We start from the raw sequence: 13,948 nt of genomic DNA, 5'->3' as shown, positions 1-13,948 counted from the left end.
AAAGCTTACATATTTACAATCAGCAAACTATAAACATGAGATACGAATTGTGAATATCTATTTTAAGTAGCAGCAATATATTTCTTTATCAACGGTTATATTTGGCGTCCTATAAAAATTAAATATTATGAGCGCAACTTGGTACGAATGCAAGGTTAAATATAGAAAAACAGTTGAAACCGGAGCCCAGAAGGTGGTTACTGAGCCTTATTTAATAGACGCTGTTTCTTATACGGAAGCCGAGTCTAGGATTAACGAGGAAATGTCTGCTTACATTAGTGAAGAATTTAAGATTACCAATATAAAAGTGGCCAATTATGCGGAAATTCATCCGTTTGAAAATACCGACCGTTGGTTTAAATCCAAAGTTGCCTTAGTTGCTTATGATGAAGAAAGCGGAAAAGAGCGTAAAACAAATATCTATTTGCTGGTACAAGCCAATGATGTAAAGGAGGCGTACGACAATACCGTTGAGGTAATGAAAAACACGATGGGTGACTACACCATCCCGATGATTACAGAATCTCCGATTATGGATGTGTTCCCATATTTTTCTGGCGATGAAGAGGAATTGGAAAGCGTAGAGAAATTCAATAAAATTAAAGAATCCACCTTAGAAACTTCGGAGGACGAGGTAGAAGAGGTTACTGAAGAAACAGTATAAGAGATATTTCTTTGGAAATAAAAACTGGATTTAGAACTTAATGACTATTATAAATCCAGTTTTTTTTCAAATATGAATTAGGTATTACAACTGTCTAGATTGAATACAAACATGAAATTGATCTTGAAAGCTCGAACAATTTTTTCATTTTTGTCTTGACACAAAAACGAAACAAACCTGCCTGCCGGCAGGCAGGAAAGTCAAGACTGATTTAAAAAATATAAAAAAATCTACGGAAACCTCCCCCACAGATAAAAAGAACTCGCTACGCTCAAACAGCTTTTTATCTCTAAGCCCAAGCTGCTTCCTTGATTTTCAATATTTTTTAAATAGGTCGATTTTTATCAACAATTATAATTTTAAAATCTAACTGCTATTAATCTACAGTAATTGGTGTGCTATTTTCAGGGGCTTTAAAAAATTCACTGTTTTTATCTACAAATTTGATGTTTTTCAAAGTAGCAGTTCCAATGGTGTCTTCCAGTCCGGTTTCCTGTGACCAATTATGAAACGTCCATGCAGTAGCAATAGGAATGTTTTGAACTTTTTTATAGTTGTGATAAGCAATAGCATGCGGATTGGCTTCTGCTTTTTCCAATGTCTTTCCAAATGTCACTATGTATCCAGCAGCCTCCAACAAACCAGTTTCCTTATCGGCATAAAGTATATACCAGTCATCCGGAGCGTCGCCTGTATTTTTGTCAAAAGTCAGTTTTGCGGTGTGGTAGGAAAGGCTATCAAGTGAATGGTCTTTCAGTGTTTCAATATTCGTTCCTTGGTCACTCAATTTAAAGGGTAGCGCAAAAAAATACGCCCATGTAAACATATCGAATCGGGCGCCTTTCTCATTGGCGTCTTTAGGCGAAAGCATTACATTTTTTCCATCGTAAAATAAGGAAGTGCCGTCTTTTTTGTCGATTCTAATTTCACTTGAATTGGTATTCATGGTTACCGTACCTGCCAAACGGGGTTTGCCTCCAAAAAATACATCAATATCAAATTGGACATAGTTTTTATTTACTAAATCATTTTTACGGTGTGCTTTTTCAACACTTTCAACAAAAGGAGATTTGGATTTTGGAGTTTCTTCAACAACTTTCTCTTTGGTTTCGTTTTTACAGCTCAATAAAAAAAATGTACTTAAAACTAGAAATTTCAGTAAAATGCGCATAGTTAAATTTTTTAATTAGGACGAATTGTTTAATTAATGATTACAAAAAAGGCTGCCTAAATTTTAAAATGTTTTAGACAGCCTTGTGATATAACGTAATACTAAATTATTTAATCATATCGTAGCTACGCTTTACAAAATTGGTAAGCTCTTCACCTTTAAGCAAACCTTGTGATAAACGTGCTAAATCCAACGATTGTTTTATTAAGCGTTCTTGCTTGGCTTTTGTTTTGGTGGTAAGGATGTTATTAACCAAGTCGTGGTTTGTGTTTACCACCAGATTGTACATTTCTGGCATATTGCCCATACCAAACATACCGCCACCGGTAGCGCTCATTTCTTTCATTCTTCGCATAAATTCTGGTTGCGTAATAGTGAAAGGAGATGCTTTGCTGTCTAATGATTCCAGTTGAACCGTAAACTTTTCTTTTGGCACTACTTCCTCTAAAACACCTTTAAGGGTGTCTTTTTCCTCATCGGAAAGTTTAGAAATTTTTTCTTCGTCTTTTTTGATGAGGTTGTCTATAGAATCAGAATCCACTCTAACAAAAGAGATATTCTCTTTGGAAGTTTCCAATTTCTGAAGCAAATGCGAAACAATCGGAGAGTCTAGCAACAACACCTCGTAGCCACGTTCTTTTGCTTCATTTATATAGGTGTGCTGTGCATCTTTGTCGCTGGCATAAAGAATAACCAGTTTGTTATCCTTATCGGTTTGGTTATCTTTTATTTTCTCTTGAAGTTCTTCAAAAGTGAAATAGTTATTGTCTACGGTAGGGTACAGGGCAAACTTGTCTGCTTTATCGAAGAATTTTTCTTCTGAAAGCATACCGTATTCAATCACAATTTTTATGTCATTCCACTTTTTCTCGAAATCTTCCCTGTTTTCATTGAAAAGCGATTTCAGTTTATCGGCTACTTTACGAGTAATGTAGCTGGAGATTTTCTTAACGTTCCCGTCAGCTTGTAGATAAGATCGTGATACGTTCAATGGAATATCGGGAGAATCTATAACCCCTTTCAGCATTGTTAAAAATTCAGGAACAATACCTTCAACATTGTCTGTTACAAACACTTGATTTTGGTAAAGCTGAATCTTGTCCTTTTGCATGGTAAGGTCGTTCGACAGCTTAGGGAAGTATAAAATACCTGTAAGGTTGAACGGATAATCCACATTTAGGTGAATATGGAAAAGTGGTTCTTCGAACTGCATAGGGTATAACTCCCTGTAGAAATTTTTGTAGTCTTCCTCTTTTAGGTCTGCTGGTTGCTTAGTCCATGCTGGGTCTGGATTGTTTACAATATTATCTACCGTGAATTTTTCTTCTTTGGCATCATCTCCTTCACCAACCTTTTTAGTTTCTTCACGGGTACCGAATTTAATCGGAATCGGCATGAATTTATTGTACTTGGTCAACAATTCATTAATCCTTCCTTCTTCTAAAAACTCTTCAGAATCTTTATTGATATGAAGGATGATTTCAGTACCATGCTCTTTTTTATCGGCTTCTTCCAAAGAATATTTAGGCGAGCCGTCGCATGTCCAGTGCGCTGCAGGCTCTTCTTTGAAAGATTTGGTAATGATTTCTACTTTATCAGCAACCATAAAGGCAGAATAGAAACCTAATCCAAAATGACCAATAATTCCACTATCCTTTGCAGAATCTTTATATTTTTCAAGGAACTCTTCGGCGCCGGAAAAAGCCACTTCATTGATGTATTTTTGAACCTCTTCGGCAGTCATTCCCACTCCTTGGTCAATAATATGAAGCTTTTTTCCTTCCTTATCTATTTTTACTTCAATAATTGGATTTCCGTATTCCACACCAGGAGCTTCCCCGATGTTGGTAAGGTGCTTCAGTTTTAAAGTGGCGTCTGTGGCATTGGAGATAAGCTCCCTAAGAAAAATCTCGTGGTCGCTGTACAAGAATTTTTTAATCAGCGGAAAGATATTTTCAACAGATACATTAATATTTCCGGTTGTCATATGTATAGAATTTTTATTAGTATGATTTTTGAAGAGTGATAGTCAAAAAAAATACCAATGATTAACTTCTGACAAGATGACAGCAGAGATCTTCTGGGAGTAAAAAATATGTTGATTTGCTGAAAAGAAATAATTTAACAAAACATTTTGTTTAACTATTTTGATATATAATTAAACATTTGTTATCTTGTGCTAAATTAAGTATGGGAAAAACCGCTATGAAAAAGAGCACTTAAATTTCCATATGAAATTTGTTTATTTATTGGTTAGGTTGTTTGGAGAAGCGCATAACGCCCGTTATGCGCTTTTCTTATTAACGTTCGAACAAAAAAAATCCCACATCTATGCGGGATTTTTAAATGACTAAGAATATTTAAAAAGTCATAAACACAAATCCTATGTCAAACGCTAGATATGAATATCCGTCCAAATCTTTGCTGTCAAACGTTTGGTAATATCGTGAACTAAATTTTATTCCTGTATAAGAGTTTAGGTTATAAATAATACCGGCTTCGGGTTTAATGGTAAAGAACCAAGTGTCTACGGTAGAGGCAAATAAACCAAGGTCTACTTCTCGGTTATTGTAAATTGTACCGATGCCAAGACCAACATAAGGTTTTATTTTGCTATTATCGGTAAAAACGTAATCAGCTGTAATGGTCATTGGAATACTGGCATTGTATCGGGTTTGAAAACCACTTACTGATGCTGTTCCCTCAGTATAGGTGTTATATCCTTTTTCTTCGCTGAAATAGTTGTACCCAAGCTCTCCGCCTAAATAAATGTTAGGAGCAACCATACGTTTGTAGTCCAACGAAAAACCACTTCCGCTTACTCGGGAAATGAAGTCATTTAGATTTCCTGTTGGAACGCCAACACTATAATTAATGCTAGCTATCGATTTCATCTGTATGCTCTGCGCGGTAAGCGATAAACTTACCAAACAGAATATTATTATTGTAATTATCTTCTTCATCTCAGTAAGTGTTATTTAGTTAAGTAGGGAGATTGTGTAAAGGCTTGATCTACCGTGTTGCGTATCCTTTCTTGAATGGAAGTGGTGCTTCCTTCAAATAAACCATTTATGGAAGCCGTCCAAATAACAGGGATGTTGTCGTCTAAGCCAATGCCATCAGGGTGAGTCATTTGTAAAACCACAGTTCCCGATCGGTATCCAGTGATAAACGGAGGATAATAACCAGGGTACCACCAACCCCAACCAGGGAAGTAGCCCGGGTACCACCAACCCCAGTAGCCCCAATCGTAATAATAATAAAGATTAAGGGTAGACATAGCAGCGGGTAAAATGATTACATCTGGATTACTATCTTTGTCAACTCGCTGCCAGCCACGTTCATCCATGTTGGAAGCAATACTACTTAAAATAACATCGCCGTATTCGTCATCGATAAAGTCTGGCTCATCGCCATCGTCTAGAGGGAATGTTTCGTCATCAACTTTAATGACATTATCGGGTAGGGAATAGGTGGTAGTTGTACCGAAATCAAAATCGTCGTTGTAGTTTGTGTAAACTACATCCAGTTCATCTACGTAATCTGGGCCGTCTTCAGCACAGCTGTACATCAATAAACCTATTGATAACATACAGCACAAACGAATTAAGTTCACTGTTTTCATCATTTAAATATTAAAATTAATTTGAGTTTCCGTTCTTAATTTCAATGGTTGCAGAACCATTTAGCTTATAAGTTATAACAATCCCTAGTTTTTAATTTAAGATCTTTTGGAGCGGTTACAGTGCTATAATTTTTTACCTAGTACCAAACCGATAGAAAAAGTATCGTAAAACTCCTTGCGGGTATAAGTAAATGAAAGGGATAATTCTGTTTCTTTTTTCTCAAGAAATACATATTCGGTACCGAAGTGTCCAATTCCTAGGGTTTCATTTTTATCGGTTTCGATACCGCCGCCAGCAATAAGTGTCCACCCGGGTAGTACTTCGTAAACCAGTCCTAAGGATAGCACAATAGCATTTTCCCTTGCGAGTTCGCCCATCCCATTTTCTCTTTCGACTTCATATTTAATAATCTCCACATCATTATAAGTTCCTATGGCCCATCTTTCGGCAAACCAATATTCGTATGAGAATCCAAGAGCAGGTACTAATATTTTACCTCTTTCTCCTTCTTGATCTACTATTTTGGGTATCCAAGTATAACCAATAAAAGCGCCTAGTTTATGGCGTTTGAATTCTTCTTCCTCTTCTTCACTTTCCTGCTCTACTATGGTCTCACTTTCGTTAACGGTTTCTGTTTCGCTTTCTATTTCTTGAGCGAAATTAGCGGTGGTAACTAAGAGCATGGCTCCAAATAGTAATTGGGATTTTATCGAAGTAAAAATTTTTATCATAATTTCTGAAGTGTTAAAGTTCCCAGCCAAACGTTGTTTGGAATATGTAATCTACTTTCGAAGCATTCTGCACCGGTTTACTATCGAAGTTGTGGGTAAGTCCTACTTTGATGAAAAAGTCCAAAGGGAGGTCGTACGATAAATCCACACTAAAGTCGGTACGGACCCTTCCCGATTCGGTTAAACTGGGAAAAACAGTGAAATTGGAATAAAGACTGATATCATCAAAATCGAACATATTTAGTTCTAGTCCTAAAAATGCTTCCAAACTGTTTCTGTTGGGAGTTACAGCATCCGTAAAGCGTTCGTTGTTCCATGCCAAACCTGCACCTGAAGAAAAGTACACTCTGTTGGAATGAACAATGTACTTACCGATACCTGTTTTTATAGTACTTCGTAGTTTAAGTTTTTGTTCGTCGTTGGCTAAGAAATCTCCAGCTAATGTGTAGAACCAATCGTGTTTCATAAAATACCTTGCCCCGAGGGATGCATCGGTTCGATGCGTTTCAGGGACACTGTCTTGATTGCTTCTAACAGAGTTATAGCTCCCGTTAAATCCCCATTTATCCCCGATGTAGCCCACAGTACTTCGAACTGTAAGTTGACTGAGGTTATTGCTTTTTGTGAAGTTGTACCCTAATGAAATGGAGGCGCTCAAGCGTGAAAAGAAAGATGTTTTTAGCGCTTTTACATATACCACATCTTCAATAGGAACTGTAATGGTTTCATCAAATGAATTCAGCAAATCTACCGTCGCAGAATCGCTAGGCTTTGTTCTTAGACTGGTGTTGAGCCTTCTACCATCTGAGAGGGTAACTAGGTAATACTGATTACTATTAATTTTTTTAATATTAACCCATTTCACCTTAAAATCGCTATCACTATAATCGGTTTCAATGGTAAGAACACCATTTTTCATTTCTTTAATTTCACCCACTAGGATATCTTTATTGTCTAATACAATGCTATCGTGCGGTTCTTCTTCCTGCGAAAAACTAGTTTGGGATATTAATAGAACTGAAAAAGTAAGTAAAAATGTAAAAATTTTATGCATTCCCTTAGAGATTATTTATATTCAACTATCGTCTATAGGGTGAGGGGGAAGGAGTTAAGTTTTAACTTGCTACTATAAATATAGCAAAATTTTAAAATGGGTTAAATAAAAAAACGGTTAAGCTTGTTCTAGATTAACCGTTTTTCTCTTTCTTATAAAGGCGTAATAAAAATTATTGTGCTAAAATTTCGTCTTTCTGTAATTTGCCGATAATCGCTTCTGTGTAACCTTTTGTAAAGTCATCAATATTTGAAGGATTATAGGTTTTAGATTGCGCAGACCAAATAAGTTCTTGGCTATCAGCATCGTAAATATTAGTTTCTAAATAATATACCTTGTCGGTTGTGTAATATCCAGGATCATATCCGTAGGCATATACCGAATTATAGTATCCATAGAAATTTCCGTAGTAACCGTAACCAACAGGATTGTACATAGCATAATTATTAGTCCCTGGCACATAACGTGTTTCATTTTCTTCATGCTTAAGCGTAATGGTTAAAATGGCATCACTCTTGGCATTTCTAATACCTTCTAAAAGCGTTTCCTTTGAAGGTTTGTTCTCTTTTGTAAATGTTCCAGGAAATACATTGTGGCTTTTTGTAGAACTAATCCCTCTTTGTTGCAATTGAAATGCCAACTCATTTTCGATGGTAGTTTTAGCAGGAACATTTCCCGTTATGGCAGCGATAAAAACATTTTTGTATTTTTTCTGAGCAAAAGCTTCTTTATTGGCCCAAGAGGCTGTAATGTTTGTGGATGTACCACAGGAATAAACCAATGCCAATGTTAGCAGGGGTAGAATTACTTTCTTTATCATGATTTGTAAATTTTGAACTAAATTAATTTTATTTTCTTTAAAATACTAAATTTATAACAAACTCTTGTAAAAAAAACTGATGAACCCAGCTGAAACCTATATCCTTAAACAACCTGAAAAGTATAGGGAGATTTTAATGTATTTACAGCTCATTATTGAAAAATCAATCAATGATTTGGAGCTGAAATTTAAGTGGCATCTTCCTTTTTATTACTACAAAACAAAACCCTTCTGTTATTTAAACGTTACGCATGGTTATGTAGACCTCTGTTTTATGAAAGGAACTCAATTAACCCAGCATCAAGATAAATTAATAGGAGAAAACAGGAAACTTGTTAAGTCCCTTCGGTACTGGTCTTTAGACGAAATAAACAAAACAGTGATTCATGAGGTTTTGGAGGAATTAAAAGTTTTATACTGATTTTTTCTGATTTTAAAAGAGACTAAAAGGGTGATGCTGGCTAAAACCAACCAGAAAATGTCGATAAAAAAGGATTGAAATAAGTTTTCAGAATAAGATTTCCAAAACCAATTTCCTGTTATTATTCCATTACTAATAGGAATAAAAAAGCCAATAATACTGCCAATCAATAACGCATATCTATTGATGGAATAAAGACTTTGTTTACAAATAAATATGATTGAAAGTATAAGCCAACAGATAAAATAAAACTGATAAATAAAGGCTTTATCTGCAAAAGGAAAAATTTTAACAGCAATAAATGAAAGAGCTGTTGTTGGGTACATGGATAAACAGATAGCTATATAGATTGTAACCAGCCATTTGTTGAATTTACGTTTCTTTTCCGGTATGTGTCTTTTGTCTCTTGCCACCAACCAAATAAGTACCCCAGAAATAATTACAAAACAAGAAATAAGCCCCAGAAGAAAACTTATAATTTTTAAAGAATACCCGGAATAATCACCAAAATGCAAACGATAAAGGACATTTTTCACCCCATCTAGGTAAGTGGTTTCAGTAAAAGGATTCCTTTTGGATAGTATTTTATTTGTGCTGACTTGATACACTATTTTACCATTTCCTGTAAACTTCTCTTTTTTGTTTAATTCCCCTTCTACTGAAACTTTCATGTCTTTGTCCCCGAAATTGTGGATATGGATATGCGATATGGAAAAATCTTCCCAAGTGGCTTTTGTGTTGGTTACGTATTTTTCTACGGAAGGAATAGTTTTTAGTTTTTCGTAAGAAAGTGCTTCTGGTTTCTCTGTGTATTCTAATTCTTCATACATTTTTTGTTGGTCACCATCGTATAGAAAAAATATATTGGGAGCTGCCATGATAGCGCTTAGCATAAAAAATGCTCCTGTTACAGCATATACAAATTGAAAAGGAAAACCGATAAGACCCAATGCCGTATGTGCATCTGTCCAAATAGTTTTAAGTTTTGCTTTGGGTCTAAAAACATAAAAATTAGTCACAATTTTGTCCCAGTGGATAAGGATTCCTGTAATCAATGCAAATAGGAAAAAGAAGGCAACAAAACCTGAAAGATAATATCCATAAGGATAAGGGATTTGTGCAAAGAAATGCAATCGGTATAGAAACTCACCAAGGGTGTATGATTCTTGATAATTATAAGTGTGGAAGGTATTGGTATCTAAGTAGAAAAATGCACCTTTTTTTGACTCTTCAGAAGCGGTTGAATCTTTGCTCGCGGAAAGATTTACATCAATTCGTCTTTCGTTATAATGTTTGCCAATTTCTATATCGCGGCCATATAATTGATAAGTATTATTCAGCGAGTCCAGAACTGTATCTATATTTATGGTAATGCCTGTTTCTATGGCGGGCATTTCTTTATTTTTTTGCCAATTGGCTATTTCATCCCTAAAAAAAGCGAAGGATCCTGCGAAAAAAATAACAAAGAGAGCAGCACTTATTATAATGCCGCTAATGGTATGTAAATGAAAAAATATGTTGTAGGAGCGTTGATTCATTTAAAAAGTGGGATTATAAGTTTTTCCGAAGTAATATATTCCGAAGAAAAATAAAGTGAGGAGTAGGTAAAGCCCCCATATTTTCCAACCATTTTTAACCAAGAAAGTAACCACCATTAAAACAGACCAAATGATAAATCCAGAATAGGTCATGGTTATTACTATATTGGCTTTGGCAAACCACCCTGCGATGGCCAAATGTAAGCTTACGGTAACTAAATAAGAACCGAGAAATGCAGCAGAGATTTTGGCAAAACGTTGCCATGGGGAGTGCGTTAAGTATTTTTTATTGGCGGGCATAACTTAAAAAATAAAATTTTCAATCCATAAGATGCATGTAAAAACCACTAAAACAGTTTTGTAACTCATAATTTTTAATGGTGCAAGTAAAATTGTCAAACTGCCCAGCGTCATTAATAAGATAAACCATAAGAGTGTGCCAGACGCAAAACCATTCTCAAAAATGGATAAAACAAGCGAAATACTTAAAAGAAGAATTGCTGTGACCTTTGAAATTTTAAGGTTTTTCTGAAGCCATACTTCTATTTTTGAAGTATTGAGCGCCGCCCGTTTAGAGCTGTTGTATAAAGCATAGAATCCTATAAAAATCAAAAATATAATTAAAGATATCATTTGGTAGCAGTTTGTTTTCTTAATATTTACACAAGAACAACCCTGAAGGGTTCCCAGAGCTGTTTTTGTGATTTAGTAAAAGGTGTATTACGGGTATTTTTAATGCTATTTAGGGATGCAATAGGTGGCACAATGCCAAACAAATTGGTAACCCTCCCCGTTGTAAGTGCCTGGAACTTCTTCTTTTTTTGTTGTTTCTAAAATGTATTTGGTATTCCAAGGTTTTTTGAATGAAATGAATCCTTCATCATCACTTTCCAGTTTTTTAGACCATTGGTCGGCTACAAAAACGGTAACCTCATTTTTTGCCAAAGGTTCGTTTTTATACAAAATTTGAAGTTTTACCTCATTTTTTTCCGACGCAATCCTTTTTACAGTAATTCCTTCTTTATTTTCTGAAACAGACTCGTTGGTTTTGCTTCCTACATTTACAGTTGCTACCGAATGGTAATGTGTTTTAAAAATACCGAAATCGTATTGGGTATAATCAATAACATCAATTTCATCATTGTTTAAAAGAACCGTGTAAGTCCCTTCCTCCTGGGGAGTGAAATAAGCTAGGTAATACGTTTCTTTAGCAGAGGTTTCCAATGGTGTTTTCGCTCCAGAAGGAGAAACTAACCAAAGAGTGAATTTATTCACTTTTGAAAAAGCATCGCCTTCAACTTTTTCAATAACTCCATAGGTGTATTCACCAAAGTGTACTTTTACTTCTTGTTTTTCTCCAAGCTTTCCATCGGCATTGGTTTCCAACCAAAGGTAATGGGCAAAAGAAGAACTTGAAATACAAAGAAATGCGATAAGTGTAATTAGTTTTTTCATGTTTTTTCTATTTTTTTATTAATTAAAATCGGTAGGCTAAGGTAATTCTACCATTAATTCCTGGCTCACTTTGCCAGTATAGGTATTTTGCATAAGCGGAACCCGAATACAGGTATTCATCTAAAATATTATTGACGTTTAGGTTGACTCTAAAATTATTTTTGGCCCACGAGATACCTCCGTCCAGTCTAAAATAATCTGGAAGTAACGGGTTGTTTTCTGCACCCCACGCCCAGGAAGAACGGTCTACTTGGTATTGGTAGCCTAAGGAAACTCCAAATCCCTTTAAGAAGTTATCTTCATGAAATGTGTAATTTACCCATCCGTTGGTAATATGTTTGGCGTGGCCTGCGATACGAGTGCCAATATTGTCGGGGTTGGTATCTTCTGTGATTCTAACGTCCGTATGCGCGTAGTTGAAAACTACGTTTAAGCATTCCGTAATCTGTCCTTGCATGTCAAATTCAATACCTTTCGATTGAACTTCACCGGTTTGTGTTGAAAATCGGAAGCTACCATCTTCAGCGGGATGTTCAAAATCGGTTACCAAATAATTGTTTTTTGTTATTTGATAAGCAGTTATGCTGGTATTTAGTTTTCCGTTGAACCATTCTTTTTTCAATCCTCCTTCAATATCAACCGACTCCAAAGGGTCGAATCTTTGATTGTTGTAACTTTGTCCGTATTGTGGAGTAAAGGCTTCATCATAAAGTCCGTAAGCTGTAAAGCCAGGTAAAATATCAAAACTAACCCCTATTCTTGGAGTTACTTTTTCATCATTGCTTTCCTGTCCGTATGCAAAAATAGTGGCATCGTTGTAACGTGCAGCTAGTGTTATCCGTAAGCGATTATTAAACATCCAAGCTTCATCTTGAAGATAAAAAGCACGGTAGTTATTTCCTTGATAATTGGCTGCACCTCTCTCTTTTACAGATTGAGAACGATTAAAGACGGGGTAAACAGCATTCCCATAAACTGGATTGTAAATATTAAAAGGACCGTTTACATCAATGTTGCCTCCTTGACCCCAATCGGCCCAATATTCTAGATTTCTGTAATCAAACCCACCAAGAATTTTATGAGTAATACCACCAGTATTAAATTCACCGTTTACATAAATCTGTGCGAGTTCGTTGGTGCTTAATGCGTCCCAAATACTCACACCTCGATACATATCGCCATTGGGTAGCACTCCTTCTCCATTTGGGGTAACAGGCCAAGTGGAAGAACCTTCCAGGCTATAGTCCATGTACATATATTGACCTTGAACTTGCCATTTATCGTTGAAGTTATGTGTTAAATTGGTAAGCAGACTTAATTCCTCAATGTCGCTGGATGGAAAATCTTTGTCTATTCCTGAGAAGTCTTGTGGTAAACTTCCAAAGCCATCATCTATTGGAGCAAACACATATGCCGACCCAATCATTTGGTCTGCTTCCTGATATGTAAATTCTGTGGTTATTTGTGTCTTATCAGATATTTCATATCGAAGAGAAGGGACAATGCTAAACCTGCTTCCTTCTTCAAACTCCCTAAAAGATTCATTTTCTTGGTACATTCCGTTAAAACGGTATTGAAGTTTCCCATCTTTGGTAAGCGCCCCGCCAGAGTCGAATGTGGCTCGATAGGTATTAAAGCTACCAGCGGTTAATGTAATTTCATTAATATTTTCCTTTACAGGTTTCTTGGTTACAACATTGTAAAACCCTCCAGGTTCACCAGCGGACAACATAAAACCTGCAGGGCCTTTTACAAATTCGATATTATTTACCATTGACATATCTTCTGATAATGGTCCCCAAGGAAGTTCAACATTCATCCCATTTCTAAAAGCTGGTAATTTAAATCCGCGCATGTTGATTCGTGCAAAGGTCCCCCAGTGTTCTATCATTTGGGCACCACTCACGTTACGGGTTACACTCTCCATCATGTTGATGATGTTTTGGCTTTTTATCAATTCGTTACTAACAATTTGAATATTCTGTGGAAGCTTCAATACCTCTGTTTTAAGTCGAAGGGAAGAAGAAGGTGTTTTTACCACATAATCGTTGGAGCCATTTCCATTTAATACCACTTCATCGAGAAATTCGGTGGATTCCTTTAGAATTATGCCATTTAATTGCGTTGTTTCGTCATCTTGAACATTTACAGTTAGTTCTTGAGGCACAAAACCCATATAGGTGACTACGAGCGTATAATTGCCGGCATCAACATTTTGTAGATTGAAGTTTCCATTATGGTTGGTCTCCGTCCCTTTGTTGGTGTTTTTAAGCATGACATTTACCATGGAAATAGGAGTGCCGCTTTCTGTGGTTACTTTGCCCTTTATGTTTCCTTGGGAAAACCCATATAATGTGGTTGCTAAAAAAAGAAGTGTAACTATTTTTTTCATTCTCGATTAGTTATTTATATTTGGTCTAAATAAATTAGAGCACAAATGTAAGCAAGCTCACTTTCGGATTTATGAC

Annotated in this window: 14 protein-coding genes; 2 read left to right on the top strand and 12 right to left on the bottom strand. The window is 35.9% G+C overall.

Going from position 1 to position 13,948, the window contains the following annotated elements:
- Nucleotides 1–127 precede the first annotated feature (127 nt).
- The gene (locus NDQ75_RS00420; RefSeq protein ID WP_202028799.1) at nucleotides 128–664 is read left to right on the top strand and encodes a DUF4494 domain-containing protein; all 537 of its coding nucleotides are present in this window, start codon (nucleotides 128–130) and stop codon (nucleotides 662–664) included.
- Between the two features lie 376 nt (nucleotides 665–1,040).
- On the opposite strand, the gene NDQ75_RS00415 is transcribed toward NDQ75_RS00420, so the two are convergent.
- The 7 genes from NDQ75_RS00415 to NDQ75_RS00385 form a co-directional block, all read right to left on the bottom strand.
- Entirely contained in the window at nucleotides 1,041–1,835 is a 795-nt protein-coding gene (locus tag NDQ75_RS00415) for a DUF6503 family protein (RefSeq protein ID WP_202028798.1), read from the bottom strand.
- Nucleotides 1,836–1,941: 106 nt separating this feature from the next.
- On the bottom strand, nucleotides 1,942–3,822 hold the full coding sequence (gene htpG, locus NDQ75_RS00410; protein WP_202028797.1) for a molecular chaperone HtpG: 1,881 nt from the start codon (nucleotides 3,820–3,822) through the stop codon (nucleotides 1,942–1,944).
- Nucleotides 3,823–4,195: 373 nt separating this feature from the next.
- On the bottom strand, nucleotides 4,196–4,798 hold the full coding sequence (locus tag NDQ75_RS00405) for an OmpW family outer membrane protein (protein WP_202028796.1): 603 nt from the start codon (nucleotides 4,796–4,798) through the stop codon (nucleotides 4,196–4,198).
- Nucleotides 4,799–4,809: 11 nt separating this feature from the next.
- A complete protein-coding gene (locus NDQ75_RS00400; RefSeq protein WP_202028795.1) occupies nucleotides 4,810–5,427 on the bottom strand; it encodes a DUF4136 domain-containing protein in 618 nt (205 codons plus the stop codon).
- Nucleotides 5,428–5,583: 156 nt separating this feature from the next.
- Nucleotides 5,584–6,192 (bottom strand): hypothetical protein, encoded by a 609-nt coding sequence (locus tag NDQ75_RS00395; protein ID WP_202028794.1) that lies wholly within the window; start codon nucleotides 6,190–6,192, stop codon nucleotides 5,584–5,586.
- A gap of 13 nt (nucleotides 6,193–6,205) precedes the next feature.
- Nucleotides 6,206–7,246, bottom strand: a complete 1,041-nt coding sequence (locus NDQ75_RS00390; protein ID WP_202028793.1) for a DUF481 domain-containing protein — start codon at nucleotides 7,244–7,246, stop codon at nucleotides 6,206–6,208.
- Between the two features lie 172 nt (nucleotides 7,247–7,418).
- Nucleotides 7,419–8,066, bottom strand: a complete 648-nt coding sequence (locus NDQ75_RS00385; RefSeq protein ID WP_202028792.1) for a hypothetical protein — start codon at nucleotides 8,064–8,066, stop codon at nucleotides 7,419–7,421.
- A gap of 79 nt (nucleotides 8,067–8,145) precedes the next feature.
- Here NDQ75_RS00385 and NDQ75_RS00380 point away from each other — a divergent pair, with 79 nt between their 5' ends.
- The gene (locus NDQ75_RS00380) at nucleotides 8,146–8,487 is read left to right on the top strand and encodes a DUF1801 domain-containing protein (RefSeq protein WP_202028791.1); all 342 of its coding nucleotides are present in this window, start codon (nucleotides 8,146–8,148) and stop codon (nucleotides 8,485–8,487) included.
- Here the strand turns inward: NDQ75_RS00380 and NDQ75_RS00375 are convergent.
- The 5 genes from NDQ75_RS00375 to NDQ75_RS00355 all read right to left on the bottom strand — a co-directional run bounded on the left by NDQ75_RS00375 (nucleotide 8,451) and on the right by NDQ75_RS00355 (nucleotide 13,872).
- A complete protein-coding gene (locus tag NDQ75_RS00375; protein ID WP_202028790.1) occupies nucleotides 8,451–10,025 on the bottom strand; it encodes a PepSY-associated TM helix domain-containing protein in 1,575 nt (524 codons plus the stop codon). The genes NDQ75_RS00380 and NDQ75_RS00375 overlap by 37 nt on opposite strands.
- Nucleotides 10,026–10,325, bottom strand: a complete 300-nt coding sequence (locus NDQ75_RS00370; protein ID WP_202028789.1) for a hypothetical protein — start codon at nucleotides 10,323–10,325, stop codon at nucleotides 10,026–10,028. It abuts the gene before it with no gap.
- 3 nt (nucleotides 10,326–10,328) lie between these two features.
- Complete coding sequence (locus NDQ75_RS00365) at nucleotides 10,329–10,658, bottom strand: DUF3325 family protein (protein WP_202028788.1); 330 nt, start codon at nucleotides 10,656–10,658, stop codon at nucleotides 10,329–10,331.
- 105 nt (nucleotides 10,659–10,763) lie between these two features.
- The gene (locus tag NDQ75_RS00360) at nucleotides 10,764–11,480 is read right to left on the bottom strand and encodes a DUF4198 domain-containing protein (RefSeq protein WP_202028787.1); all 717 of its coding nucleotides are present in this window, start codon (nucleotides 11,478–11,480) and stop codon (nucleotides 10,764–10,766) included.
- Between the two features lie 22 nt (nucleotides 11,481–11,502).
- A complete protein-coding gene (locus NDQ75_RS00355) occupies nucleotides 11,503–13,872 on the bottom strand; it encodes a TonB-dependent receptor (RefSeq protein WP_202028786.1) in 2,370 nt (789 codons plus the stop codon).
- Nucleotides 13,873–13,948: the final 76 nt, after the last annotated feature.

It is taken from the genome of Galbibacter mesophilus, from assembly GCF_023721415.1.
Taxonomy (GTDB): Bacteria; Bacteroidota; Bacteroidia; order Flavobacteriales; family Flavobacteriaceae; genus Galbibacter; species Galbibacter mesophilus.
The sequence above is the reverse complement of the archived record's forward strand: the minus strand, read 5'-3'. Positions and strand labels throughout refer to the sequence as shown.

Bases quoted from the DNA above. Each gene is read 5' to 3' on its own strand.
- NDQ75_RS00420 (WP_202028799.1), top strand. From the start codon at position 128: ATGAGCGCAACTTGGTACGAATGCAAGGTTAAATATAGAAAAACAGTT.
- NDQ75_RS00415 (WP_202028798.1), bottom strand. From the start codon at position 1,835: ATGCGCATTTTACTGAAATTTCTAGTTTTAAGTACATTTTTTTTATTG.
- htpG (WP_202028797.1), bottom strand. From the start codon at position 3,822: ATGACAACCGGAAATATTAATGTATCTGTTGAAAATATCTTTCCGCTG.
- NDQ75_RS00405 (WP_202028796.1), bottom strand. From the start codon at position 4,798: ATGAAGAAGATAATTACAATAATAATATTCTGTTTGGTAAGTTTATCG.
- NDQ75_RS00400 (WP_202028795.1), bottom strand. From the start codon at position 5,427: ATGTTATCAATAGGTTTATTGATGTACAGCTGTGCTGAAGACGGCCCA.
- NDQ75_RS00395 (WP_202028794.1), bottom strand. From the start codon at position 6,192: ATGATAAAAATTTTTACTTCGATAAAATCCCAATTACTATTTGGAGCC.
- NDQ75_RS00390 (WP_202028793.1), bottom strand. From the start codon at position 7,246: ATGCATAAAATTTTTACATTTTTACTTACTTTTTCAGTTCTATTAATA.
- NDQ75_RS00385 (WP_202028792.1), bottom strand. From the start codon at position 8,066: ATGATAAAGAAAGTAATTCTACCCCTGCTAACATTGGCATTGGTTTAT.
- NDQ75_RS00380 (WP_202028791.1), top strand. From the start codon at position 8,146: ATGAACCCAGCTGAAACCTATATCCTTAAACAACCTGAAAAGTATAGG.
- NDQ75_RS00375 (WP_202028790.1), bottom strand. From the start codon at position 10,025: ATGAATCAACGCTCCTACAACATATTTTTTCATTTACATACCATTAGC.
- NDQ75_RS00370 (WP_202028789.1), bottom strand. From the start codon at position 10,325: ATGCCCGCCAATAAAAAATACTTAACGCACTCCCCATGGCAACGTTTT.
- NDQ75_RS00365 (WP_202028788.1), bottom strand. From the start codon at position 10,658: ATGATATCTTTAATTATATTTTTGATTTTTATAGGATTCTATGCTTTA.
- NDQ75_RS00360 (WP_202028787.1), bottom strand. From the start codon at position 11,480: ATGAAAAAACTAATTACACTTATCGCATTTCTTTGTATTTCAAGTTCT.
- NDQ75_RS00355 (WP_202028786.1), bottom strand. From the start codon at position 13,872: ATGAAAAAAATAGTTACACTTCTTTTTTTAGCAACCACATTATATGGG.